Source organism: Aquimarina sp. MMG016, from assembly GCF_018100805.1.
Lineage (GTDB): Bacteria > Bacteroidota > Bacteroidia > Flavobacteriales > Flavobacteriaceae > Aquimarina.
On the sequence record NZ_JAGJEA010000010.1, the window covers coordinates 43,338 to 69,249 of the forward strand.

Sequence of the window (25,912 nt, forward strand, 5' to 3'; positions counted from 1 at the left end):
CAATTTATTAAAAAACTCTAAACTTTTTTATTAGCAATATTCTAATTAAAACTCAGCTTCTTGTGAATTCTTTAAAACCCTTGCTATATTTTTCGATTTTCAAGTACCCTCTCTCTGCAAAAGAAATCTACCTATTTTCTAATGCAGCAACGGAAAAAGAAATCACCGATGAATTAAACTATTTACAAGATAAAGGTGTAGTCTCCAATAGTGAGAGTTATTATTTTCTTGATAATAATATACAAACAGTGTCCAGACGTATGAAAGGAAATAAATATGCTAAATCGGTTATGAATAAAGCTGTACGAAAAGGGGTTTTTATTTCTAAATTTCCTTTTGTAAAAGCAGTAGGCATCTCCGGAGCTTTATCTAAAAACTATCATGATGAAGATAGTGATGTAGATTTTTTTATTATTACTGAGCCAAAACGTTTATGGATAGCAAGAACCTTATTGGTTTTATATAAAAAAGTATTTCTATTCAATTCTAGAAAATTCTTTTGTATTAACTATTTCATTTCTGAAGATAAGTTAAAGATTAAAGAACAAAATATATTTACAGCTACAGAATTACTAACTCTAATACCAATTTCGGGTGATTTTGATGCTTTTTATGAATCAAATCAATGGGTTTCTAAATTTTTACCAAATTTAAAAATTGGTAAAAAACCTTTGCAGGGAAACATTAAAAAGAATTGGGTTTCTAATTTTATCAGGTATATTCTTAATAATAAAATTGGAAATTCTCTGGATCATTTTTTTTTAAGAATTACTTTAAAAAAGTGGCATTTAAAATTTAATCATTTAAGTGAGACTGATTTTAAAGTAGCGATGAAGTCTACCAAAGATGTTTCTAAGCATCACCCTCAGAACTTTCAGAAAAAAGTTATCGATAGACTTAACCAAAAGTATCAAGAATTTCAGAATAAATATAATATAGAATTAGAACAAGAGCATGCTTGATATTCTATTTTCGCACTCATATTACTACCCTTTAGATCCTAAGCAATGGAAAAATAAAACTCCTTTCCCTCCATTAGGAACCCTATATGCTGCTGCTTTAATGAGAGAAAAAGGTTATACAGTTGATTTGTTTGACACCAACCTTAGAGATAATCCTTATGAGATCGAAAAAGAAATTACTGAAAAGAATCCTCGATTTTTAGTATTATATGATGATGGCTTTAACTATTTAACCAAAATGTGCCTCACAAAAATGAGAGAAGCAGCTTTTGAAATGATGCGAATAGGTAAAAGCCACAATTGCACCGTTATAGTTAATAGCTCAGACTCAACAGACCATTACCCTAAATACTTGTTTAACGGTGCTGATTATATAATTCAGGGAGAAGGAGAAGTTACACTTTTAGAACTTATCACTACCCTAAAACTTAATAAATCTCCTAAAGAAATTAAAGGTATTGTATACACAAAAGATGATGAGACCATTACCAATCCTAAACGTGAGGTGCTTAAAAATCTAGATGAGCTTCCATTACCTGCTTGGGATTTAGTCGATATGGACGCTTATAAAAACATCTGGAGCATTGGTGGTAATGAATTTACATTAAATCTTGCTACAACTAGAGGCTGTCCTTTTAAATGTAATTGGTGCGCCAAACCTATTTATGGAAATCGGTATAACACACATTCCACTGAATATATCGTAAAGCATATTGATTTTTTACAAGAGCGTTATAATGTTAAACATTTTTGGATGTGTGATGATATTTTTGGTCTTAAACCTGGTTGGGTACAGGACTTTAATATCGAGCTAAAAAAAACAAATATCACGCTAAAGTATTACATACAAAGTCGAGTTGATCTATTACTAAAAGAAGATACTATTGATGCTTTAGCAGAGTCCGGCTTGGAAGAAGTATGGGTAGGTGCTGAAAGCGGTTCTCAATCCATATTAGATGCTATGGATAAAGGGACTACAGTAGAACAAATCTATAAAGCTACCGAATTATTAAAGGATAAAAACATACGTGTAGCACTCTTTATTCAATTCGGGTATCTTGGTGAGACAAAAAATGACATCTCCAAAACCATAAAAATGATAAAAGAGTTGGTTCCGGATAATCTGGGTGTATCGGTATCTTATCCATTACCAGGAACTAAATTTTATGATAAGGTAAAAGATGATCTCAGATTTAAGGCTAATTGGACGGATTCTGATGATCTTGCTATGATGTTTCGAGGAACCTTTAACCCTAGGTATTATAAAAAACTGCATCGATATGTGCATAAAGAGTATCGTAAAAGCCAAGGAATTCATTTTCTAAAAAAAATTGTACAAAACCCAAAAAAAATCACTTCCGAAACGTTGAAAAGAATTGCCTATCTTCCTTACTATGTGCCTAGTGCCTTTTTGGATTCCCTGATTTTAAAAAGAATGGAACATATTAATGAATAGCTCATTTGACATAGCAGCCGTAAATTATGACGAAGTTTTTACAAATAGTCATATCGGAAGATTACAAAGAGATCTGGTCCAGGAATTTTTGCTTCAAATACTACCTAAACAAACATCGTTAGAGATTTTAGAAATCAATTGTGGAACAGGAGAAGATGCCGTTTGGTTAGCAAAACAAGGGTATAGCGTAATAGCCACCGATATTTCGGAACAGATGATTGAGGTTGCAAAAAGAAAACAATCTGATGAATTAAAATCATTAAAATTTAAGACATTAGACATAAATGATTTGCAAAACACAATTTTTCAAAAAAAATTTGATGTTATATTTTCTGATTTCGGCGGTCTAAACTGTCTTTCACCAGATGAGCTGCAAACATTTTTTAAAGCAACCTCAGAAAAATTAAATCCTAAGGGTAAAATAGTTGCCGTTATTATGCCTAAACATTGTTTACTGGAAACTGTTTACTTTGTACTAAAAGGAAGTTTTAAAAAAGCATTAAGACGCAATACCAAAACGTACGTTGAAGCAGATGTCGATGGAGTTGTAGTCCCAACCTGGTATTATAACCCCAAAGATATAGCGAATTTATCCAAAATCGGTTACGAGGTAATTCAAAAGTCGCCTATAGGTGTCTTTATACCTCCTTCTTATCTTGAAACATTTTTTAAGAATAAACCCTTACTATTAAAGATATTTCAAAAATTAGATCAGGTATTCAAACGTCTCTCGTTCTTATCAAAGTATAGTGATCATTATATCATTTCCTTATCAAAAATATGAGTATAGTTCTGACCCACGCATATTACCTAAGTACTGATCCAAAAGAACAAAGGATCATGAAACCCTATCCTCCTCTTGGACAACTTTACATTTCGGGTTATTTGAATGAACATCAGGTGGAGAATTATGTTTTTGATACTACTTTTAGTTCTAAAGAAGCGCAGTTACATTTTATTGCATCCAAAAAACCAGATGTTGTAGCCATTTATGCTAACTTAATGACCAAAGTTGATGTCATTAAGCTTATCCATATCTTAAAAAATGATGCTATTTATGGTTTCCCAAAAATTGTGCTAGGAGGCCCAGATGTAACATACAATTGCGAAAATTACTTGCGTGCCGGAGCACAATATCTGGTTATTGGAGAAGGTGAAGAAACCATGCTAGAATTGTATCAGGCGATTACACACAAAAAAGACATCCATACGATACCAGGTCTTGCATATATTGATAAGGACAAGGTTGTAAAAAATGCTGCGAGAACCAAAATAAAAGATCTTTCTTTGCTCCCGATCCCTAATCGCGAAGCTGTAGATATGCAGCAATATTTGGACACCTGGAAAAATAATCATGGTATGAGCTCTATGACAATAAGTACACAACGTGGTTGCCCTTATACCTGTAAATGGTGCAGTACTGCAGTTTATGGACAGAGTTATCGCAGAAGACCTGCACATTTGGTGGCGCAAGAACTTGCAATGCTAAAACGGCAATATAAACCAGATTCTATTTGGTTTGTGGATGATGTATTTACAGTTAGTCATAAATGGTTAGCAGCATTTCATGAAGAGGTTATGAAACAAGATGCCATTATTCCGTTTGAGTGTATTACCCGTGCCGAAAGACTAAATGACGAAGTGTTACAACAACTTAAGGAAGCGGGTTGTTATCGTATTTGGATAGGTGCTGAAAGCGGATCGCAGAAAATTGTGGACGCGATGGATAGACGCGTAAAAGTAGAAACAGTTAGAGAGGCTATTCAAAAAACAAATAATTTAGGAATCGAAACCGGCACCTTTATTATGGTAGGATATCCAGGTGAAGATGAAAAGGATATTGCCGAAACAATACATCATCTAAAAGTTGCGAATCCTACTCATTTTACCATAACCGTAGCGTATCCGATAAAAGGCACATCTTTATATAATGAGATAGAAAATGATATTACACTTCAACCCGACTGGCATACCTCAACAGATCGAGATATTGATTTTAAGCGTACTTATCATCGTAAGTTTTATGATTTTGCAGTAAGAAGAATTGTAAATGAGGTGAACTATTTTAAAAAGAAAACCTCCTCAACGTCAATTACAACAGATTTGATAAAACTAAAGATAAAATCCCTGTTAGCCCTTTTTGCGATGAAATATTATAAGATCCAGTGATGTCTTTACTTAAAACTAACATAAAAAAAGAGAATGGAGTCTATTATCTCACTCAAAAAAGAAATGATTTTTCCAATCTATATATTCAAGTAAGGGATCTTGAAAAAAGAGTCTACGCTGACCAAATTGTAAAACAGCTCCCTAGTGTATCCAAAAATCATCATTATTATGATGAATGGAAGTTACGTCAAAAATCTACTCAAAGAATTATTACATATCTAAAAAATCTTAACAGGCCTATAAAAATATTAGATCTTGGATGTGGCAATGGTTGGTTTAGTTATCAATTATCATTAATACCGGATTCTGAAGTATTGGGGGTTGATGTCAATGATATAGAGTTAGAACAAGCGGTAAGAGTTTTTGATAAACCTAACCTACATTTTATATATGCTGATATTTTTTCTGAAGGAGTAGAAATTTTGGAAGATTTTGACATCGTTACTGTGAATAGTTGCATACAATATTTTGAAGATCTGGAACATATCTTATCCAGGTTAAAAAGCTTATTAAAAGAGCAGGGAGAACTACATCTCTTAGACAGTCCTTTTTACAAATTAAATGAGATTGAACCTGCCAGAAAAAGAACTATAACATATTATCAAAAATTAGGAGTCCCTGAAATGGTGAATCATTATTTTCATCATTCATTTAATAAAATATCAGAGTTCGAAATTTTGTATAAACATAAAAAAAGTATACTCAACAAAATTTTAGGAAAAAAGGATTCTCCTTTTATGTGGTATCGGTTTATCAAAAAAACTAAGACAACTGTTGTTTAGTTATCGTTAAATCAGCTATTTTCTTTTCTAACGGAATATTAAAGAATTTATATTTACACCTAAATTGAGCCAATATTTGTAAAGGCTTATATAATACGCTTTGTTTAGAATATGCCAATTTCAGATAAAATTTAAATCTTTCAAAGAAAGTATATTTTATTCAAAGTTGATGTTTTAATAAATATACTATGCTCTATTTGAATATAGAAAACTCCTTAATACGTTTTTTATGAAAAAAATACTGAATCGATGTTTTACAAACTCCTAATCCATAAATTACACTGCGTCTAAAACTTATGGAAGAACTTTCATTAGTATATTTAGTAGGACAAGTAATCTCTCCTATTTCGAATCCTTTGTTAAAAATCTGACATAACATCTGATTGTCGAAAATAAAATCATCCGAATTATGATCCAAGGTAAGCGACTTTAAAACCTCTCTAGAGAAAGCCCTAAACCCTGTATGGTACTCCGATAGCTTTTGCCCGATTACAATATTTTGAAATAAGGTTAAAAATCGATTGGAGATATATTTATAGATTGGCATTCCACCTTTCATCGCACCTCTTCCAAGTATTCGTGAACCTAAAACCACAGGATATACCTCATTAGCTATTAAATACGCCATAGAATGAATCAACTTAGGTGTATATTGATAATCAGGATGCAACATGATAATAATATCAGCATCTAAACTTAATGCTTTTCGATAACAGCTTTTTTGATTTGCTCCATATCCTTTGTTTTTTTCATGCTTAAGAATATGTTTAATTCCAATTTTTCGTGCAACATTAAACGTTTCATCCGTGCTATTATCATCTACTAATATCACTTCATCAACAATATCATGAGGTATTTCTTTGTAAGTTAACTCCAATGTTTTTGAAGCATTATAAGCCGGTAAAACGACAACTATTTTCTTATTATTAATCATTTGGGAGATAGGTAAAAGTATATTCTACAGTTGCGGACTTATTAAAAACACTTTCTAACACATCTATAATTAAAAAGAGAGGTAAAGTAATCGCAGTAAACAACATGTGTAATCCAATTTCAAATAAATCGGATCGAGAATATTTATTCTTTTTATTTGTTTTCAGAAATTCATACAACAAATTGTGTTTACTAGATAACCCATTTAGACAAGATTGTATATAACTGAAAGGGTTTTGTTCCCAGGAAATATAACGTTCATTATTTAGTAAAAACTTCTCAAATTTCATAATTCTTTTAAAATCATTTGGAGTAAAAAAAATAAGATGTCTGGGAACGTCTAAATGAAACCATTTATCCTTAAACATAGTGGCCTGCCAACTATCAATATTAGGCATTGATATGATTAATTTCCCACCTGGTTTCAATATTTTTTTTATCTTTTGAATATCTTCATAGGGTGTCAATAAATGTTCAAAAACATGATACATTGTGATTACATCAAAAGTTTGGTTTTTAAAATCTATCTCATTAAAAAAACCCACATATAACTTGAACCCTTTATTACGTTCTATGGCCCTTTCAGCAATATCTCCTTTTATTTCCAGACCAAACAATCCAAAATTATATTTTTCATGAAGGTAATTTAAAAAAGCTCCACTACCACAACCGATATCCAAAACCTTACCATCTCTGGGAATTCCTTTTATGACTCTGGACGCTCTAATCCTTCTAAAAGTATTCACTACAAATTCTATTAATGGATTAAACTTGGTTTTCCCTTGCCCATAGTATTGCATACAATAAGCACTTTCAAGTTGTTTTTTTGTTGGTAATGGTGAAAGTAAGTAAGCTTTACAGGAAACACAGGATTTCAGTTCCCAAGGAAAAGAATGAGTCCTAATCCTAAAAACAGGTTGTCGTTCATGTCCTTTACAAAAAATACATTCCTCCATTCTTTGGGTTTTAAAGCAAATGTAAATTAAAACTAACCTATTTTTTTAGAATACCAAATAACATATATCTAATTGCTAATAATCCAATTTATTGATTACTTTTAAATAGATAAAATCAACTATTGAAAATTTTATATTTAATAACACATAAATATAGTCCCTATTTAGGGATTCCTCTTATTTTTCTTTTAGTACTAAAGTTTATTGGTTTTGATGGATTATATGGCCAGGATTCATATGAATACCTTCGTTATTCAAAAGCTATACAAATTTATCTTGAAGGAGGACAACATCCTGGGAGTTTTTATTGGCCTGTATTATATCCTTTTTTGGGTAGCCTATTTGGGTATGTTTTTGGAAATATAGCATTTGGCTTACACTTTTTGACAGTAATAAGTTTTTCTATTTCTCTTATATATTTATACAAAACAATTCAGTTATTATATCCGGAGAAATCATCATCTGTTTTTTACTATGTTTTAATTTTTGGGTTATTTTCTCCTTATTTCTTAAAATCTGGACTGGTAGTAATGTCTGATATTTTGGCTTCCATGTTCGTTATGCTAACTTACTATTATTTCTTTAAATCATACCAAAAAAAAAACTCTTTTGCATCAGTCTTTATTTTTGCCACCTGTGCATTAATGACACGATACGCTACTTTAGTAATTACACTTCCTGTAATTCTATACATCACTTATTTAGTCATTAAAAGACAAAACTTTACTGATATTTTCATTGGAGTTTTTTTTAGTATCTTAATTTGTATCCCTTTCATAATATTGCAAAATGATAATTTATATGAAGGGACTTCAAATTATTTTTTAAATTCATGGTCTTTTGCAACATATTTTAGTTCTAGTTATGAAACCGTTGATGGACTTCAAACCTATCGTTTTCCTAATTTAATATTCGTACTATATATTCTAACTCATCCAGGATTTATTTTTATTGGTATTCTATTAATAGTTTTCACTTTAAAAACATCTATTAATGGTTTTTCTCATTTACAAAAAGTAGTGTTGATTCCCATTATTATGTATTTAGCTTTTTTAGCTGGAATTCCATTTCAGAACATTAGAATCCTTGGACTATTATTTCCTTTAGTGTTATTATTCTTTTATCCAGCTTTTATAGAGCTTACTAGTATAAAGTTGATAACGCAATATAAACAGGTATTGGGGAGGACTTGTATAATTATTCAGTTATTAATGTGGAGCTATACATTTAACAATGTATTTAAAAGAACACTCTTCGAAAAACAACTGGCCAATTCCATGTCATTTTATCAGGGAAACACCTTGTATGGTTTTGATTTCGATGTTTCCTTACAAGGAAGAGGACTGGATTTCAAATATCAAAACATGTACAATGATTTGTACGTTGATTATAAAGAAAATGAATTGGTATTATTCAACCCTACACTGTTTACCAAGCAATGGGAAGGTGAAAACCCTATGAAAAACTGGGAGTACATAAAACAATTCTATAATTTAAAAACATTAGAAAATTTTGATAATGGATGGAGTTTATATCAAATAAAAGAAAAAGAATAATAGATGTTATGGGTTAGAATAAAATCTCGTTTGGTACTGTTTTACAGATTGTTTCTTTTAAAGATAGGATTAAAAAACAAGCTTCTTGAGAATAGATGCGGGGAACATATTTTAGTTTTTCACGGTATTGATTTATATGGTGAAACGAAAATGAATAGCCGTTTTTTCTCAAAAACATATTTTGAAAGATTCATAAAATACATTTCAACAAATTACAATGTCATTTCTTTAGAGGATTTTTACCAAAAAAACTTTAAAACAAATACTCTAAACTTAGCTTTAAGTTTTGATGACGGATACCTTAATAATTATAAATATGCTATTCCAATATTAGAAAAATATAACATCCCTGCTAGTTTCTATATTACTACAGTACATAAAAAAAAGTCATTTTTATGGGCCGATTTCCTAGATATTATATCATTATATACAACGAAAAAAGAATTCGTCTTTGATGGTAAAAAATTCAAAAGAAACAAAAAAAACGAATTTAGTCATAGTGGTATAACATTAAAGAATTTATTAAAAACCTTGCCCTACGGAAAAATTAAGAGTTTGTATAGCATTTTTAAAGAAGATTGGCATCACTTAGATACTGATCAATTGAGTGATTATTGGAAATTGATGAACGCTCAACAAATTCGAGAGATTTCTAAAAATAAATTATTTACTATTGGTTCTCATGGAGAAACTCATGCCAGTTTATCATCTATTCCGATAGTAGACGCGAAAAAAGAAATCTTAACAAGCAAACAAATTCTAGAAACTATATGTGATACTTCTATAGAGGAATTCGCTTTCCCTTTTGGTCATTACACCAAAGAATTGGCGGATTATTGCCTTGAAATTGGGTATAAAAAGATTTTATTAGTCGATTATAATTCTATAAAAGACCAAAAGCAAGAAGCTTTTAAAAATCGATTTGTTATGAATCCATATATTTCTTTAGAACTTCAACTTGTTTGTTTATTAAAAGGATCTTATTTTTAATGATATGGATTACCAAATCATTGCGCTTTCACGAGAAAACATTAAGGATCTTAAGTATCTCTATAAGGCCGTATTTAATAATGATGTTTCATTAGACTTTATTCACAAAAAATTTGACACTACTTATTTAGGAAAAAGTTATTTCGGGCATTTGGCCTATGATAATGGAAATCCGATTGCTTTTCATGGTGCTATTCCAATGCTGATGGAATTCGAGGGTAAAAAAGAACTTGCAGCTCAATACGGAGATGCCATGACGTTAGCCAACTACACTGGAAAAGGTCTGTTTACAAAACTAGGAAAGCTCACTGATACCCAATTAAAAGAAGCAGGTATTAGATTTGTTTGGGGTTTTCCTAATCAAAATTCAGAATATGGATATTTAAACAAATTGGATTGGTTATATCAGGAACGCATGTGCGGTTTTAGTATTAAAACATCTGGTCTTCCTATCGAAAAGTTATCAAGAGTTTCCAAAATTTCTAACAAACTATACCAAAAACATATCACGGATGTTTTTAATCCTTATAAAACCCAAGCCAGCATAAATGGAAGCGTTTTTAAAAATAACCATGTAGTGTCTACTGTAAGAGATCAGAATTACTATGATTATAAAGCATTTGGTGATAACTTTACAATCGAATTACATAATTCACTTTTTTGGCTAAAGGTGAAAAATGGTATTTTAATTGGAGATATAGAAATTACGAATGAGGAGGATTTTGACAAAGCTCTCGATTTATTAAAAAAAATTGCTTCAAAAAATGGAATTGGCTACATAACATTTCAGTCATCGCCAAATACTTTAATAAGTTCACTTTTAGAAAAACGAACTGATCATCAATTTCAATCCTGGGTGGTAGGATACAAAAATTTTAATTCTGATTTCCCATTAGAAAAATTGAAACTGACTTTTGGAGATCTGGATACCTTTTAATTATGCATATATCGTTGCGAAATCATTCTTTTCAGGTCAATCCTGGGCAAAACACGGAAGCTTGGAATTACATCAACACAGGCCAATGGGAACCTCAATCCTTTGATATTATCGATTTTTTTGTAAAGAAAGATACCACATTTATTGATATAGGTGCATGGAGTGGTGTTATTAGTCTATATGCTGCTCACATTGCCAAAGAAGTATACTCTATTGATCCAGACCCTATTTGTTTTGAAGAATTGGAAAAGAATATTTCTCTAAACCCTGATCTATCAAAAAAGATTAAACCTCATCAGATAGCCATTGCTGCAGTTAAAGGGTCCACCAAACTTCATGCACGTAAAAAATACGGAATGTCTTCATCTAGTATTCTTTCTAGAAGTAAAGATCAGTTAAGTACAATTACTGTAAAAACATTGTCTCTGTCAGATTTCATAACCAAAGAGAATATTCATATGATCAATTTCATTAAAATGGATGTAGAAGGTGCTGAATTTCAAATCCTTCCTTCTATATATAAAATACTACAAAAAACGCAATACCCTACCCTATATGTATCATTTCATTATAACTTTTTATTAGAAAATATTTATAATAAGTATATTCCTTTCAAGCTTTTCAATAAAATTTTTCTGAAGATTGAAAAACTAGCCGGTATCTGTTTATTTAAACGAGAAATTAACAGCATCATTAGAGAAACCTTAAAAAGTATTAAGGAGTATAAATACATTTATACAATTAATGGAGAGATAATATCTTATGATTTTTTAGAAAAGAATCCTATATTCATTAAAACAAACGATTTAGTATTTACAAATACTGCTTGGAAGTAAACTACATTTTTTTGATAGACAAGACACACCATTTAGTTTTTCTAACTCCAGGTTTCCCTTATGGCGAGAAGGATTCTACAACTATTCCTGCTTTACAAGAATACCTTAAAACATTGCGTATACAGTTCCCTGAAGTTAAAATGACGGTTATTACGTTTCAATATCCTTTCCAGAAAGAAAACTATCTCTGGAACGGAATTAATGTAATTCCATTAAATGGGAAAAACTTACGGATGAAAAAAATATGGATATGGAAAAAAGCCATGTCTTTTTTAAAGAAAATCCATAATCAATCTCTCATTACTATAATCCATAGTTTTTGGATCGGAGAATGCTCTTTGATTGGTCAAAAGTTCTCTTCTCAATATGGAGTTAAACATATTGTTACGGCGATGGGACAAGATGTATACAAAAACAATAGATATATCAAATTACTTTCGAATTCAAATGCTTCTGTTATAACATTATCTAAAAATCATCAAAAAGAATTATTTAAAAATTCGGGATTTCATTCTACAATAATCCCTTGGAGTGTCGATACAAAAAAGTTTCCAGATATATCATCAAATACCATCGATATATTGGGAGTTGGATCTTTAAATGAGATAAAAAATTATCATTTATTTATTGATATCATCGATACCTTAGTAAGAGAATTTCCTAATCTTACTACCGAAATTATTGGTGATGGCAAACTTAGATACAGTTTGGAAAATTATATTAAACAAAAAAAATTGACCAATACTATTGTTCTTACTGGAAAACTTAGCAGAAAAAATGTTTTAAAAAAAATGGCTACTGCTAACGTTTTGCTTCATACCAGTTCTTATGAATCTTTTGGTTATGTATTTGCTGAAGCTCTTTATTCCGGAATGCAAATAGTGTCTTTTGATGTAGGAGCGACTATCGATATTCCTCAATGGCATATAGGTAATTCGAATGAAGAATTGGTTTCTTTTACAACTAAAATATTATCCAAATCAACACAGATAAAAAAAAGAGTACTACCTTGGACAAAAGAGGATACAATATTGGCTTATACACAATTATATAATTCCCGAATATCATAATTATTAACAAATGATAAAGCTTTTTAAGTTAATCATAAGAGTTTGGAAAATTATTCCAAAGGAATATCAGAAAAAAACACCCTTGTTTTTGACATTGTCCTTTGTTCAATTAATTCTCGATGTTTTTTCCATTTTTTTGTTAATACCCCTAATTGTTAACTTATTAGATCAAAGTATTGAAACAAACTTTTTAAACTTACCATTTCTTGAAGAGAACAGAGTATTATTGGCCTTTATAATAATTATCTTTTTTATCATAAAAAATTATTTTTCGATTTTAATTAATAATTACCAAGCTAAAATAGCTTTCAATTTAGGTTCTGAATATTCGGTATTATTGTCTAAACACTATATTCTGGGTAACTATCAATCGCTGAAAAACCAAAAAAAATCTTCTGCTATTAAAGATGTAATTTTTGTGGCTAACGATTTTGTTGGAAATGTCTTGTTATCCTTGAATACCATTTTCTCTGAAGTTCTTCTATTAACCATTATTTGTATCGTAGGTTGCTACTTTAATTTTAAAGTTACCCTAATCGCAATTATTGTATTAGGTCTAATTTTATACATAACCAAAAAGTATAATCAAAAAGCTATTGAAAATATCAATAAAACCAGAATCCGGGATTACTCATTAAACATCAGCAACTTAAACAATTTACTAAATGGTTATCTCTCCATAAAAAAACTTGACTTAATCCATCAATTTTTAGAAAAATTTCGAAATTCAAATAAAAGTTTAAATCATAACTATGCAATTCTTTATGCAAAAAGGGTAAACCTTAGCAAACAAACAGAAATTATTATGATTATACTTCTATGCAGCTTATTAATATATATACAATTCTTCAAAGTCCAAACCCAAGGTATCATTATTTTTCTTTCGGTATTTGTGGCGCTATTATTTAAGGCAATCCCATCTGTTAACAAATTAAGTCTAAGTAGTACCAATTTAAACGCTCACATTTACTCTCTGGAAGTTTTAGAAAAGAAAATAACCAACATAACTAAAGTAAAAAGCTCTGAAAAAGCTTTAGATTTCGAACACTCAATAGCATTAAAAAACATTTCCTTTTATTATGAAAAAAAGAGTCCAATTCTTGATAATTTCAATCTTACTATCAAAAAAAGTGATTTTATAGCTTTTTCAGGAAGATCGGGAATTGGAAAAACTACACTTCTAAACATTATTACTAAACTTATGGATCCAGTGGAGGGAAGTGTGTATCTGGATGATATTGAAATAAATTCAATAAACAAATACGTTTACTTTAATCTCATAACCTATTTAACCCAAAAACCCTTTGTTTTTGAAGGAACTATCAAAGATAATCTACTTATTAATCAGGATTTTGAAGACTCTATTTTTCTAGAACAACTGCTCAGCTCATTGGATCTAAAAGAAGTGATAGATAAACTTCCTAATAAAGAAAACACTTATATCGGTTTAGAAGCAACTAATTTATCCGGAGGAGAATTACAAAGGTTATGTATCGCAAGAGCATTACTGCAAAAACCAGAGATACTAGTATTGGACGAAGCAACTAACAACTTAGATTTAAAAACCGAAAAGAAAGTTCTTGAGTTTTTGTTGGATCATGCTCAAAAAAATAACATTACAGTAATTGCAGTTTCTCATCAGTTAGAAAATTTCAGGGGCTTATTTACTCATGTCATTAATTTATAATAAATGAAATTTAGTATTATTACTATTACATATAATCGAGCTCATTTGATTGGAGAAACTATTGAGAGTGTTTTATATCAAACTTATTCTAATTATGAATTGTTAATCATAGATGATGGTTCTACAGACGACACAAAAAATGTCGTGAATGAATTTATCAAAACTAACCCTGATAAAATTAAATATTTTTATAGTGAAAAAATTGGATTCCCCAGCAAACTAAGAAATATAGGTTTACGGAACTCAATAGGAGATATAATTTCCATTTTAGACTCTGATGACATTTGGCTACCGGAAAAACTTTTTGAGATGCATTCGATCTTTTCTACTCAAAAAGATGCGTACTTTGTAATACATAATTTAAAACACTTTGTTACTAGGGATAATTTGAAAGAACCTTTTTATAAATTCGATGGTGATTTTTATAAGCCTATCCTCCAAGAATTGTTATTTGGCGATATTTTGGCCTTTCCGGTTTTCTCAATGCGGAAATCGCTTTTAAACGACATTGGTCTTTTTGATGAAGGAATTATTGAAGGACAACATGATTATTATTTAAAAGTAGCATCTAGATATCCAATATATTATGTAGACAAGCCTCTTACCCTAATGAGGAGGCACGGAGGGAATTACACCAAAAACTTTGACATAGTCCATTCTATAGATGCTATAAGGACTTTACAAACGCTTAAAGAAGAATATGACTTAAAAAACGGTCTATATTTAAGAGCCTATAGTTTTATATGTTATAAAATTGCTAAATACTATTTAGAGAATCATGATAAAAAAGAAGGGGTCCAATATTTGAATTCAATTTTAGAAAAAACTTCTTTTTTTGATATATGGAATATTAAATCCAGAATATTAAAATTAAAATATTATTTGCGATCTTTATAACTAACTTAATTGAATTAATGTATACTTCATTATTAAAAACAGTAAATAAACGATATTTTCCTCAAAAATTTCTTTTTGCCCCTGAATGGATTATTCTTGGAGTTAATAATGTATGTAATTTACATTGTAAAATGTGTGACGTTGGCACCAAAACAATGGAAACCAATTTTGCACAGAATCTAGTTGGTACTCATCCCATTAATATGCCATTAGAGCTTATTCAGAAAACTATAGATCAAATGGCAGCATATTATCCGAAGTCTAAACTGGGATATGCTTTTACCGAGCCATTGGTATACCCGCATCTGGAAGTTTCTTTGCAATATGCAAAAAGTAAGCAGATAAAAACTTCAATAACAACCAATGCACTAACGTTAAAACAAAAAGCAAGTACTTTGATAAACGGTGGATTAGATAGTCTTTTTATTTCTTTAGACGGTCCGCAAGATATTCATAATGAAATTAGAGGACATAAAAAATCTTTTCAAAAAGCTGTAGAAGGTATCGAAGAAGTACTGAACTTAAGACCGGAACTTCCCATTTCTGTATTCTGTGTAATTACAGAATGGAACATCGGATACCTAAAGGAGTTTGCCGATTTTTTCAAAAACTATCCTTTAACGCAATTAGGTTTTATGCACACTAATTTTACACCACAGTATGTCGCAGATACTCATAATGAATTATGGGCTAACATCTATCCTGCAACAGCTTCCAATGTAGAAGAAGTGAATATTGAAAACTTTGATTTAGAATTGCTTCTAAAAGAAATTAATGAAATCAAAAATAATAACTATCCATTCCCAATAACTTTTTCTCCCGAAATTATGTCAAAAGAAAAACTAAATGAATTTTATCATAAACCGGAAAAAATAATTGGTAAAATGTGTAATGACATATTTACAAATATTATGATAAAATCTGATGGAAGTGTTATTCCTGCACATGGAAGATGCTATAATTTAACATTAGGAAATCTCTATGATACTTCTTTAAAAAAGATATGGAACTCTAAAGTTTTAAATAAATTTAGATCGGATTTAAAGAATAATGATGGATTACTTCCAGCTTGTAGTCGTTGTTGTAGTGCTTTTTAACTTTTAAAATCAAAACTTAATGTCTTCCACTCTCAATTTCAAAAGACTAAATTTAATTAGATTTTCATACCTTAAAATTATATTTTTATTGCTAATTGCTAGTATTACAATTTCCTGTTCTAATGATGATGATAATGCAATAATAAAAAATCCGGTTTTTTCTTTTAAGATCTCCTCCGGAGATTTAATTCCAGAATTTGACAAATCTATCACAGACTATTTTGTAAGTTCTCTAAATACATTAAGTGATATATCTATAACATTTGAAAGATCAAATAGTTCACCTTCTATTTTTGTAAATGGCAATATTGTTGAAAACTTTGAAGCTATTATTAACTTAGAAAATGGACAGGATATTATCATATCTACTTTGGATGATGAAGGAAAAATTATAAACTATACACTACATTATATTCCCCAAGATTTACCAAAAGCTAATGTTATCGCAAGTAACAATCCTTCTGAAGGATATATTTTTGTCAATTATTATGAGTTTTCATTAGCCTCAGGATTTAAAGATCATACCTACATAGCTATTCTTGATAATTCGGGCTTTCCTGTTTATTATAATAAAGTACCCCATCCAAGAGTCGGAAATTTTGACTATCATAAAATTGGAAATAATCAAAAGCGTTTTTCTTATACCATTAACGATGATGAGGTCGTTGTGATGAATGAAAATTTTGAAGAAATTAAAAGAGCAATGCTCTTACCAAATAATGGGCATGGTGCATATCCAGCTGATAATCATGATTTCATTTATTTTAGTGATGATCACTATATAATTCCAGCTTACGTTACCAGAGAAAATGTGGATATGACGGCTTATGGAGGTATTGAAAAAGTTTCTCTTATTGACTTTGTTTTTCAAGAAATCAAAAATAATGAGGTGATTTTCGAATGGAATAGTGCTGATTATCCAGAGATATTTGATTCGGTAAGTCCAGTATTCCAAAATCAGTTCAATACTCTCGGTCCAGTAGATTATTTTCATTTTAATTCTTTTAGCATTGATCCATCAGACAATCATTTTATTGTATCTGCCCGTCATACCGATCAGCTTTACAAAATTCATAGAACCAGTGGTGAAATCATTTGGAAATTAGGTGGCTCTAACAGTAATTTTATTTTAAATGAACAAGAAATATTTTCTCATCAACATCATGCTAACATAAGCAAGGATGGTACGTTGTTACTATTTGATAACAATGTAACTCAAAATCAGAAAACGCGAATTTTAGAGTACAAAATAGACCAAAATAACTTTGACATTGACATTATAAAAGAATATCATCAAGATGGTTTATTTATGAATATCATGGGTTCTGTTCAGAAACTAAATAACAACAATTTTTTTATCGGCTGGGGAGGCCACACATCTTCTCAGATACAAGCCAATAAATCGGATATTATAGAAATTGATAGCCAAGGAAATATTCTTTTAGACATTAATTTCACAAATGATTCTGAAAAATTCACGTATTCCTATAGAGCATTAAAATATAATATTGATTTCTAATGACATCAATAATAATCTTAGCCAACACCTAATTAACACATTGCCTAAAGAATCTTAGTCAATCTCTATTTTTTTAAACTCTTTTAAAAAAATATTTGCCCATTCCAAATGTACTTTTTCATTTGGGTGACCATCTCCTTCAACAATCATATCTTCACTTAATTCAACATTGGCATCGATTACTTTTATATGATTATTATCGGAATATTTAATATAATGATCCTTAACTTCTTTAGAAGCAGATAATATCACAAAAACAAATGTCACTCCATTCGATTCACATAGTTTGTTCATTTCTAAAATAACTTTTTCAGTAACTACTCTTTTATTATAAATTCTATCATCCCCAGCAAACTTATCTCTAACATCTTCTAATAGTTGTATCACCCGGGAATGTTTATGAAATGGAAAATTATCATACTTTTCAGGAGAGTTTCGCTTTAAAACACTGTCTTTATCAATTGTAGCATATGGAACATATACCTGTTTTCTTTTAGAAGATCGATTAAGAATTTTAATCCATATAGTTCCAGCTATGTTTCTTAATTCATGATGATCTATAAATCCATAAAATACAACCTTTGTTTTATTCAAAAGTGGTAAATTTCTTTCGAGCATTAGCAATGACTGGTAAGTTCCATATCCACTAGTCCCATAATTCAAAACTTCGAAGTTTTCTAATTTTTCCTGCACTTTCCATGCCCAGGTTTCACAATCATCCACCCCCCAACCCTGAACAAAGGAGCCTCCACAAAAAACAATTTTTGGTAAGGTATTTCTAACACTATTTTGTGTAATCGAAGTTATTCTTGCCCCATCTTCGAGAATTGAAAGTTGGGTCTCTTTACCAGAAAGACTATATGGCGGAAATATATATTGTCCTTTCTTTCCCTTCCATCCTAAATTAGGATCATATTCAAATATAACAGGTTCATTTTCTGGAATATGAATAATAGGATTATCTATAAATAGCCTTAAGCCAAATTCAAATATAAATATTGCCAGGATTACCGAAATAATAGTAGTCAAATAATTTAATCTATTAATCTTGGATATCATAGGATACATATAAAAAAACGAATATATAAGAACTAATTTAGAATTTTTATTTATTTTCAGGGAAAAACTGAGTCAACTAATCGATACGGTCGAAATAATCATAATACAAGCAAAAAATCTGTAATTTTTATCCTGTGAAAAGCAAAATTCTAATATTCAACCCCAGAAGTGCAAATGCCAAACACAGGATTCCTAATACAATTTTGCAAGTTGGGGCTTCTATCCATGGACAATATGACTATGTTTTTGTAGATGGAAACCTGGAAACTGATCCTTGGAAAACAATTAGTTCCTATTTTGATACGGGAGAATTCAAATATTTTTGTTCAACTGTAATGCCTGGTCCGCAATTGAAACAAGCTATTCCTTTTTCAAAAAAGGTGAAAGAAAAATATCCAAATAGTATTATAATTTGGGGTGGTTATTTTGCATCAAACCAATATAAAGTTTCTATAACTTCTGGGTATGTTGATTATATTGTTACTGGCCCAGGAGATAATACTTTTCCAGAACTTATAAATACATTAGAAAGAAGAGATTTAGATCAAGTCGATACTATCAAAAATCTTATATATCTTAATAAAGATCAAAAGATCGTACAAACTTCTAAAGAAGCATTATTAGATCAGGACGGTTTACCTCCTTTGCCTTATGAATATTTAAATTCTTTTTATCCTTTAGAAAATTATCTATCCAAAACTTTTTTAGGAAACAAGACATTAGCATATCATTCCAGTATGGGATGTCCTTTTACCTGTTCCTTCTGTGCTGTAGTACCAATTTATAATGCAAGATGGAAAGCAAAGTCTGCAGCGAATGTGTATAAGGATGTTTTATATTTTAAAGAAAAATATAACATCGATGCAATTGAGTTTCATGATAATAATTTTTTCACCTCTAAGAAACGTGTTTTAGAATTTTCTGAATTGATAAAGGATGATGATATACAATGGTGGGGAGAAGGAAGAATCGACACAATTAATAAGTATAGTGATGAAGACTTACTTTTAATGAGAAAAGCTGGATGCGTCATGTTTTTTCTGGGAGCCGAAACAGGGAATGATGAAGTCTTAAAACAAATGAATAAAGGCGGCACTCAATCCGGTAAAATGATTGAAGAGTTTGTAGCGCGTATGAAAAAAGTAGATATTATTCCTGAGCTATCATTTGTATTAGGGCTACCTGCCGAAAATGAAAAGAAAGTATATGACCAAATTCTGTGGGATATTAACTTCATTAAAAAAATTAAGAAAATCAATCCTAATGCTGAAATAATTATTTACCTATACAGTCCAGTTCCCACAGAAGGATCAGAACTATACCAACAAATCATTGATGCTGGTTTCTCTTTTCCCCAAAACTTGGAAGATTGGATTTCTCCCAGTTGGGAAAAATTTGATCTTCGCAAAAACCCCCTAACTCCTTGGCTCACTCCAAAAATGGTAGACACTATAAAAAACTTTGAAACCGTACTCAATGGATATTACCCAACAGTTTCGGATTTTAGAATTAAAGGATATAAAAAACAAATGTTAAAATTAATATCTGGTTATCGATTTAAACTGGGGTGGTATCAATTTCCTTACGAGATCAAAGCACTGCATAAAATCTGGAAATATCGCCAACCTGAAATCCAAGGGTTTTATTCTGAATAGATGAGAAATATTATTAAACGAATTATTCATCCCATTGCTAAAATAGGCTTTAAAACTTATTTTTCAAAACCGAGAAAATATAAGTTTGAAAACGTTGAAGCTATTGTGCATCCAGGTGTATTTCCGCCACATCTAACCATTAGCACAAAAATTTTACTGAATTATCTCAAAACGCAATCCTTAAAAAATAAAACTTTATTAGAATTAGGCTGCGGCTCAGGCATTATCTCATTATTTGCAGCTTATCAAGGAGCAATTGTGACCGCATCAGACATTAATCCCTCTGCTTTACAAGGATTAAAAGTATCCTCCTCAAAAAGTGATTTACATATTTCTATCCGATATTCAGATCTATTTGAGAACTTAACAAATATGAGGTTTGATTACATTATTATTAATCCACCCTATTACCCTAAGGAACCAAAAAACATAAAAGAAGAGGCGTGGTTTTGTGGATCAAACTTTGAGTATTTCAAAAAATTATTCTTTCAGTTACCCGAATATGTAAAAAAGGACAATTGTGTTTTAATGATATTGTCTCAAGATTGTGAAATAAAACATATAGAATCTATCGCTTCAAAAAACAACCTATCTTTTAAAAGTATTCTTGAAAAAAAAGTAGTGGGTGAAACAAATTTTATTTTTAAAATTTCCATAAATGAAGAGTTTAATTAAACCCATATTAATTAGTCTTAGAAATACAGTCCTTCTGATTCTAATATTAGAAATGATTCTTTCTGTTGTATTTAATTATAATGACAAACGGCGATACGACAAAAATGTAGAGTTTAAAATATCCTCTGGAGCTTATCAAAATGTAGATCCCTTAATTGTAAAAGAAATTTATGACGAATTATACTATTTGGACACAGAATGGGAATCTTATGTACATTTTAAATTAAGAGAAAAATCCACAAAACATAATACTATAGATAAAAAAGGGCATAGAAAAACAATCAACCTAAATTTAAAAACCCCTTCTAATCCATTAAAGATTTTCTGCTTAGGAGGTTCTACTATGTATAGTACTGGAGCTCGAGATTCTCTATCAATTCCATCACAACTGTCAAAGTTACTTTATGAAAAATTTCCACAACGAAATATTGAAATTACAAACTTGGGGTGTCACGGATATAATAGAAGTGTAGAGAACATACAGTTGCAAAAGGAGTTACTAGCTAATAACATACCGGATATGGTTATTTTTTATGATGGAGTAAATGAGGTGATTTCTGGATATTTAAACAACAAAGCTGGATTACCTACAAATGCAAAATTGAATAAAGAAGAATCTAAAGTTAGGTTTAATTATGTTCGGAAAATTAAATTATTATTAAACACAAGCTATACAAGTCGATTTATTAAATATTTACAAAACAAAATTTTTAAGCAAAAAACCTTTACCCCTGACCTGTCCAATCAATTATCAGAAGACATTGCAAATAACTACATTAGAAATTTACAAATAACTAATGCATTAAGTATGCAATATAACTTTAAAGTTTTTAATTTTTTACAGCCAAACATATATTCACATAAAACACTTTCGGAGCATGAAAAAATAATGGCTAAAAAGAATGAATATTATAAGAGATTATACATTAACTCTTATGATCTTATTTTAGAAAATGATTTGATAAAAAAAGACTCTACTTTTCATAACATTAGCAATGCTTTCAATAAAAACACAGAGACTATATATACGGATTTTTGTCACATAGCAGAAAAAGGAAATACGATAATATCTAAAAATATATTTAAATTCATACAATCCTATTTTGAAAAAAATATTGAAACGATTGACAACTAGAACAAGGAATATACAAAAGGTGATACTACAGAGTTTTCTGTAAAAACTAATAAAGCACCCAGTAAAACCAAGACAATAATAATGGGGATCAACCAATATTTTTTTTGGCGTATTAAAAACTTCAAAAACTCTAAAAATATCCCTGATTTATTCATGATCAATATAGTTTTTCATAATCTATACTTTCTTTTTTATCTATCCATCCAGTAGTTATTTTTTTCTTGTTCGTTATTTTTAAAACAGAAGTAATTGGAAAAAAAAGTAGGTAATAGACTATCCCTAAAATAACAAAAGAACTGATCTCTCCCAAAATATTGCCTACAAATAACCAAATAAACAAAAAAGGAAAAATAAGTATTGGGAGTAATAATAGCAATCCACCTAACACTAAAGAGCTTACTACTGTAATGATCTGCTTATTATTAAATATTAATCCATCCTTATAAACTGACACAAAAAATATCGCTAAAAGCAAAGCAATAACCAATACCCCAAATTGTCTTTGTTTTTTTTTATCTAAACTATTTTTCTTTACAGTATTAAAATTACTTTTAATCCAATTCATAATGTATTTGTTTAGTAAGAATAGCATTTGCATTCATATTGTTACCTTTTTCAATCAGGTAATTCCCTAGTACAAGCACATCCATTTCGGTCTGAAAAAAGCACTTCAGTGCATCTAATGGCGAAGCTACTATAGGCTCTCCTCTTACATTAAAAGAAGTATTAATCAACACAGGACAAGAGGTTTTTTGATCAAATGAACTAATTAATTGGTGTAATAATGGGTGCTCTTTTTTATTTAAAGTTTGTACTCTGGCTGTTCCATCTTCATGAATGCACGATGGGATTTCTTTTTTTTTATCGCTACTAAAAGTAAACAACATATATTTAGATGGTATTATATTAGAAAACCAATCTTGTGCTTTTTCAGCGAGCACAATAGGTGCAAAAGGTCTGAAACCTTCTCTTTTCTTAATACTCATATTAACATGTTTTTTCATATCCTCAAATAAAGGACTTGCCAAAATACTTCGGTTTCCTAAAGCTCTGGGGCCAAATTCCATCTTACCTTGAAACCAACCAATTATTTTCTTATTCTGTAGAGCAGTTGACACATTATCACAAAGTTGATCATCATCCTGTATTGTATATTCTATATCATATTTCTGCAATACGGCAATAATATCATCATCGGTATAACCAACCCCTAAATAAGCCTGGCTTGGTAAATCATTTGCTACATACTGCCTTTCATTTTTTAAATAATGATAATATCCAATAAAAGCAGCTCCAACGGCAGCTCCTCCATCACCAGATGCTGGTTGCACCCATATATCCTCGTAATTTGTATTTTTAATCAGCTCACCATTTGCCTTACAATTTAATGCTACTCCACCAGAAAGGCATAAATTTTTCATTCCTGTCACTTTCTGCGAGTAACTGGTTATAATCTTCAAAAAATCTTCGGTAATAGACTGTATTGAGCTAGCTATATCACAATAAAAAGAAGTCATTTCTCCATCTGGCTTTCTGGCTTTTTTTCCTAATACTTCACAAAAAGTTTTATTAATTGTTGACTTTCCTTTATCAAAAGAGAAATATTTTAGATCAAGGCGCACTTCGCCTTGATCTGAAATAGAAACAAAATGTTCCAAAATCAATTCTTTATATATTGGTTTTCCATAAGGAGCTAATCCCATCAATTTGTATTCACCTGAATTTACCTTAAAACCGCAATATTGGGTAAATGCGCTATATAACAATCCAAAAGAATGTGGGTAATGTTGCTCTTTTAAAATTGTAACCTGGTTTCCTTTCCCTAATGCTATTGTCGTGCAGGTCTTTTCTCCTACTCCATCAATAGTTACAATCGCACTTTCTGAAAACGGTGATGTGAAAAAAGTAGCCGCTGCATGAGATTCATGATGCTCTGAAAATAAAATTTTTCCTGAATATTGTAATTCTTTTTTAATGATAGCAGGAATCCAAAGTTTTGTTTTAGTCCAGGCTTTTATCGATTTTCTAAAAAAATCAAAAGCAAATGGTGCATTCGCCTGAATAGAGTTGATAATCCTATCAAATTTTAGAAATGGTTTTTCATAAAATACTACCAATGATATTGCCGATACATCTATCCCAGCTTCTTTAAGACAAAATTCAACAGCTCTTTGTGGAAAAGAAGGATCGTGCTTTTTTCTGGTGAAACGTTCTTCTTGAGCAGCGGCTATAATCTTACCACTTTTAAGCAAACAACAGGCAGAATCATGATAGAATGCAGAAATTCCAAGTATATACATTAATTAAAAATTGAATTGTCCAAAAAATTAAAAATCTCCACTTGTCCACTTGCATTTAAATGTGAATCATTCTTAAAATACAATCGATTCAATTCTTGATCCTTTTGCCTAAGATATAAAATTGGATTTAGAAATGTTACATTTTCAAAACTCTGTAAATCCTGTTTGGCATTAATGTAAAATTGATAATCCGTTTTCTGAAAAGAATCAACATCCTCAAACACCCCATTTAGTTGTTCCATATTTGTTAAATAGTAATTATTAAGTTGAGAACAGTGGGGAATGAAAAAGACAAATACATTGCTATTTTTTGGCATTTTGTTTAAGAAAATATTCATCTCTTTTTTCCAAGTGTCATATCTATCTATAAAATCATCTTTTAAAACGATACTTTTATAAAGAAACTCATTATTTGTTTTGAAAAGTAACACTTCCCTTTGATTATAGAGTTCAGGAGAAAACTCACTTTTATCAGAATATGATGTTTTAATATTGGGATTGTATTTTTTAAGGCGTTGATTTAAATAAACTCCCGACATAAAATAATCAGTTAATTTCCAATACAAACTTCTTGGTATTGACAGTTCTTTCCAATTAGATAAATGTTTTACATCGATAAGGTCATTACCCGTATAGACCTGATATATTATGTTTTTTGGATTATACTTTTTAATCTTAGACCTTACAAAACTATTCACCTGTTTTATTCCGATACCCGGTATGCTTAGGTTTATAATTTTTTTCTCAGGATACTTTGCTCGCAGAAGATCTACATAATTGTCGGGATATGTAGAAAATGAATCTCCTATAATCAGATAATCGACATTCTTTGAAATATCTCCTACATTTTTGTTTAAGCTACTAAACTCTAATTTATAAAAATCAATTACATAAAATCGATATGAAACTTCAAAAACAAAAATAGTAATAGTTAGAACTATTATAATTTGATAAGAATATTTTAGAGTTTTTTTCAATTAATATATCATTTAATTTTACTTTCTACCACAAAAGTTCCCCTTTAGTATTTTGTTAATTCTTTCAAATTAGTTAATGACAGGTATTTTTTAACAACGTCTTAATGGATTTTAAGTGATTCTAGCTTTTTTTGTGGTCTGTAGTTTTCTCCAATAAAATCAATAATAATTTAAATCAAATTAGGACAAGTTAAATCTAAACTAATTTAATTTCCTATTAAAGAAAAATTCCATTAAATACAGAGTATCCAATGGAATCTTAAA

The 25,912-nt window shown here is 30.1% G+C and carries 24 protein-coding genes; 17 read left to right on the plus strand and 7 right to left on the minus strand.

Annotation, left to right across the window (positions count from 1 at the left end):
- Positions 1-62 precede the first annotated feature (62 nt).
- Genes J8M14_RS16975 through J8M14_RS16995 form a run of 5 tightly spaced genes read left to right on the plus strand, consistent with a single transcriptional unit; the run spans position 63 to position 5,369 of the window.
- Entirely contained in the window at positions 63-962 is a 900-nt protein-coding gene (locus J8M14_RS16975) for a nucleotidyltransferase domain-containing protein (RefSeq protein ID WP_211076011.1), read from the plus strand.
- Complete coding sequence (locus J8M14_RS16980) at positions 955-2,418, plus strand: radical SAM protein (RefSeq protein WP_211076012.1); 1,464 nt, start codon at positions 955-957, stop codon at positions 2,416-2,418. The genes J8M14_RS16975 and J8M14_RS16980 overlap by 8 nt, the downstream gene beginning before the upstream one ends.
- Complete coding sequence (locus J8M14_RS16985; protein WP_211076013.1) at positions 2,411-3,202, plus strand: class I SAM-dependent methyltransferase; 792 nt, start codon at positions 2,411-2,413, stop codon at positions 3,200-3,202. The genes J8M14_RS16980 and J8M14_RS16985 overlap by 8 nt, the downstream gene beginning before the upstream one ends.
- Positions 3,199-4,587, plus strand: coding sequence for a radical SAM protein (locus J8M14_RS16990; RefSeq protein WP_211076014.1), 1,389 nt, complete (start codon positions 3,199-3,201; stop codon positions 4,585-4,587). The genes J8M14_RS16985 and J8M14_RS16990 overlap by 4 nt, the downstream gene beginning before the upstream one ends.
- The gene (locus J8M14_RS16995; protein WP_211076015.1) at positions 4,587-5,369 is read left to right on the plus strand and encodes a methyltransferase domain-containing protein; all 783 of its coding nucleotides are present in this window, start codon (positions 4,587-4,589) and stop codon (positions 5,367-5,369) included. Before J8M14_RS16990 ends, J8M14_RS16995 begins: the two co-directional genes overlap by 1 nt.
- Positions 5,370-5,562: 193 nt before the next feature.
- Here J8M14_RS16995 and J8M14_RS17000 read toward each other — a convergent pair whose 3' ends face one another.
- A complete protein-coding gene (locus J8M14_RS17000) occupies positions 5,563-6,303 on the minus strand; it encodes a glycosyltransferase family 2 protein (RefSeq protein ID WP_211076016.1) in 741 nt (246 codons plus the stop codon).
- On the minus strand, positions 6,296-7,258 hold the full coding sequence (locus tag J8M14_RS17005; RefSeq protein ID WP_211076017.1) for a class I SAM-dependent methyltransferase: 963 nt from the start codon (positions 7,256-7,258) through the stop codon (positions 6,296-6,298). The genes J8M14_RS17000 and J8M14_RS17005 overlap by 8 nt, the downstream gene beginning before the upstream one ends.
- Positions 7,259-7,380: 122 nt before the next feature.
- Here J8M14_RS17005 and J8M14_RS17010 point away from each other — a divergent pair, with 122 nt between their 5' ends.
- From J8M14_RS17010 to J8M14_RS17050, 9 genes are all read left to right on the plus strand, one after another.
- A complete protein-coding gene (locus J8M14_RS17010) occupies positions 7,381-8,814 on the plus strand; it encodes a glycosyltransferase family 39 protein (protein WP_211076018.1) in 1,434 nt (477 codons plus the stop codon).
- Positions 8,815-8,862: 48 nt separating this feature from the next.
- On the plus strand, positions 8,863-9,804 hold the full coding sequence (locus J8M14_RS17015) for a polysaccharide deacetylase family protein (RefSeq protein ID WP_211076019.1): 942 nt from the start codon (positions 8,863-8,865) through the stop codon (positions 9,802-9,804).
- A 4-nt stretch (positions 9,805-9,808) separates the two neighbouring features.
- On the plus strand, positions 9,809-10,741 hold the full coding sequence (locus tag J8M14_RS17020) for a GNAT family N-acetyltransferase (protein WP_211076020.1): 933 nt from the start codon (positions 9,809-9,811) through the stop codon (positions 10,739-10,741).
- Between the two features lie 2 nt (positions 10,742-10,743).
- A complete protein-coding gene (locus tag J8M14_RS17025) occupies positions 10,744-11,577 on the plus strand; it encodes an FkbM family methyltransferase (protein ID WP_211076021.1) in 834 nt (277 codons plus the stop codon).
- Positions 11,578-11,588: 11 nt separating this feature from the next.
- On the plus strand, positions 11,589-12,647 hold the full coding sequence (locus tag J8M14_RS17030) for a glycosyltransferase (RefSeq protein ID WP_211076022.1): 1,059 nt from the start codon (positions 11,589-11,591) through the stop codon (positions 12,645-12,647).
- Between the two features lie 337 nt (positions 12,648-12,984).
- Positions 12,985-14,334 carry an ABC transporter ATP-binding protein gene (locus J8M14_RS17035; protein WP_211076023.1) on the plus strand — a complete coding sequence of 450 codons (1,350 nt, stop codon included), beginning with the start codon at positions 12,985-12,987 and terminating at the stop codon, positions 14,332-14,334.
- A gap of 3 nt (positions 14,335-14,337) precedes the next feature.
- On the plus strand, positions 14,338-15,231 hold the full coding sequence (locus J8M14_RS17040) for a glycosyltransferase (protein ID WP_211076024.1): 894 nt from the start codon (positions 14,338-14,340) through the stop codon (positions 15,229-15,231).
- A 17-nt stretch (positions 15,232-15,248) separates the two neighbouring features.
- A complete protein-coding gene (locus tag J8M14_RS17045) occupies positions 15,249-16,328 on the plus strand; it encodes a radical SAM protein (RefSeq protein WP_211076025.1) in 1,080 nt (359 codons plus the stop codon).
- Between the two features lie 19 nt (positions 16,329-16,347).
- Positions 16,348-17,847 carry an arylsulfotransferase family protein gene (locus J8M14_RS17050; protein WP_211076026.1) on the plus strand — a complete coding sequence of 500 codons (1,500 nt, stop codon included), beginning with the start codon at positions 16,348-16,350 and terminating at the stop codon, positions 17,845-17,847.
- Between the two features lie 54 nt (positions 17,848-17,901).
- Here J8M14_RS17050 and J8M14_RS17055 read toward each other — a convergent pair whose 3' ends face one another.
- The gene (locus tag J8M14_RS17055) at positions 17,902-18,906 is read right to left on the minus strand and encodes a hypothetical protein (protein WP_211076027.1); all 1,005 of its coding nucleotides are present in this window, start codon (positions 18,904-18,906) and stop codon (positions 17,902-17,904) included.
- 134 nt (positions 18,907-19,040) lie between these two features.
- On the opposite strand from J8M14_RS17055, the gene J8M14_RS23405 reads away from it, so the two are divergent.
- From J8M14_RS23405 to J8M14_RS17070, 3 genes are read left to right on the plus strand one after another with little or no spacing between them, the layout of a single operon-like run.
- On the plus strand, positions 19,041-20,561 hold the full coding sequence (locus J8M14_RS23405) for a radical SAM protein (RefSeq protein ID WP_211076028.1): 1,521 nt from the start codon (positions 19,041-19,043) through the stop codon (positions 20,559-20,561).
- Positions 20,562-21,236 (plus strand): methyltransferase, encoded by a 675-nt coding sequence (locus J8M14_RS17065; RefSeq protein WP_211076029.1) that lies wholly within the window; start codon positions 20,562-20,564, stop codon positions 21,234-21,236.
- Entirely contained in the window at positions 21,220-22,371 is a 1,152-nt protein-coding gene (locus tag J8M14_RS17070; protein WP_211076030.1) for an SGNH/GDSL hydrolase family protein, read from the plus strand. Before J8M14_RS17065 ends, J8M14_RS17070 begins: the two co-directional genes overlap by 17 nt.
- Here the strand turns inward: J8M14_RS17070 and J8M14_RS23110 are convergent.
- Genes J8M14_RS23110 through J8M14_RS17085 form a run of 4 tightly spaced genes read right to left on the minus strand, consistent with a single transcriptional unit; the run spans position 22,368 to position 25,648 of the window.
- Positions 22,368-22,526 carry a DUF5989 family protein gene (locus J8M14_RS23110; protein WP_247672682.1) on the minus strand — a complete coding sequence of 53 codons (159 nt, stop codon included), beginning with the start codon at positions 22,524-22,526 and terminating at the stop codon, positions 22,368-22,370. The two genes, J8M14_RS17070 and J8M14_RS23110, sit on opposite strands and share 4 nt — an antisense overlap.
- Before the next feature lie 2 nt (positions 22,527-22,528).
- Positions 22,529-22,936: an SxtJ family membrane protein gene (locus J8M14_RS17075; RefSeq protein WP_211076031.1), complete on the minus strand. Its 408-nt coding sequence runs from the start codon at positions 22,934-22,936 to the stop codon at positions 22,529-22,531.
- Complete coding sequence (locus J8M14_RS17080) at positions 22,923-24,671, minus strand: carbamoyltransferase N-terminal domain-containing protein (protein WP_211076032.1); 1,749 nt, start codon at positions 24,669-24,671, stop codon at positions 22,923-22,925. The genes J8M14_RS17075 and J8M14_RS17080 overlap by 14 nt, the downstream gene beginning before the upstream one ends.
- Positions 24,671-25,648: a hypothetical protein gene (locus J8M14_RS17085; RefSeq protein ID WP_211076033.1), complete on the minus strand. Its 978-nt coding sequence runs from the start codon at positions 25,646-25,648 to the stop codon at positions 24,671-24,673. Before J8M14_RS17085 ends, J8M14_RS17080 begins: the two co-directional genes overlap by 1 nt.
- Positions 25,649-25,912 lie beyond the last annotated feature (264 nt).

What these genes read in the sequence shown, in the direction of transcription:
- J8M14_RS16980 (WP_211076012.1), top strand. Translation starts at nt 955, where the DNA reads ATGCTTGATATTCTATTTTCGCACTCATATTACTACCCTTTAGATCCT.
- J8M14_RS16985 (WP_211076013.1), top strand. Translation starts at nt 2,411, where the DNA reads ATGAATAGCTCATTTGACATAGCAGCCGTAAATTATGACGAAGTTTTT.
- J8M14_RS16990 (WP_211076014.1), top strand. Translation starts at nt 3,199, where the DNA reads ATGAGTATAGTTCTGACCCACGCATATTACCTAAGTACTGATCCAAAA.
- J8M14_RS16995 (WP_211076015.1), top strand. Translation starts at nt 4,587, where the DNA reads ATGTCTTTACTTAAAACTAACATAAAAAAAGAGAATGGAGTCTATTAT.
- J8M14_RS17000 (WP_211076016.1), bottom strand. Translation starts at nt 6,303, where the DNA reads ATGATTAATAATAAGAAAATAGTTGTCGTTTTACCGGCTTATAATGCT.
- J8M14_RS17005 (WP_211076017.1), bottom strand. Translation starts at nt 7,258, where the DNA reads ATGGAGGAATGTATTTTTTGTAAAGGACATGAACGACAACCTGTTTTT.
- J8M14_RS17020 (WP_211076020.1), top strand. Translation starts at nt 9,809, where the DNA reads ATGGATTACCAAATCATTGCGCTTTCACGAGAAAACATTAAGGATCTT.
- J8M14_RS17025 (WP_211076021.1), top strand. Translation starts at nt 10,744, where the DNA reads ATGCATATATCGTTGCGAAATCATTCTTTTCAGGTCAATCCTGGGCAA.
- J8M14_RS17040 (WP_211076024.1), top strand. Translation starts at nt 14,338, where the DNA reads ATGAAATTTAGTATTATTACTATTACATATAATCGAGCTCATTTGATT.
- J8M14_RS17045 (WP_211076025.1), top strand. Translation starts at nt 15,249, where the DNA reads ATGTATACTTCATTATTAAAAACAGTAAATAAACGATATTTTCCTCAA.
- J8M14_RS17050 (WP_211076026.1), top strand. Translation starts at nt 16,348, where the DNA reads ATGTCTTCCACTCTCAATTTCAAAAGACTAAATTTAATTAGATTTTCA.
- J8M14_RS17055 (WP_211076027.1), bottom strand. Translation starts at nt 18,906, where the DNA reads ATGATATCCAAGATTAATAGATTAAATTATTTGACTACTATTATTTCG.
- J8M14_RS17065 (WP_211076029.1), top strand. Translation starts at nt 20,562, where the DNA reads ATGAGAAATATTATTAAACGAATTATTCATCCCATTGCTAAAATAGGC.
- J8M14_RS17070 (WP_211076030.1), top strand. Translation starts at nt 21,220, where the DNA reads ATGAAGAGTTTAATTAAACCCATATTAATTAGTCTTAGAAATACAGTC.
- J8M14_RS23110 (WP_247672682.1), bottom strand. Translation starts at nt 22,526, where the DNA reads ATGAATAAATCAGGGATATTTTTAGAGTTTTTGAAGTTTTTAATACGC.
- J8M14_RS17075 (WP_211076031.1), bottom strand. Translation starts at nt 22,936, where the DNA reads ATGAATTGGATTAAAAGTAATTTTAATACTGTAAAGAAAAATAGTTTA.
- J8M14_RS17080 (WP_211076032.1), bottom strand. Translation starts at nt 24,671, where the DNA reads ATGTATATACTTGGAATTTCTGCATTCTATCATGATTCTGCCTGTTGT.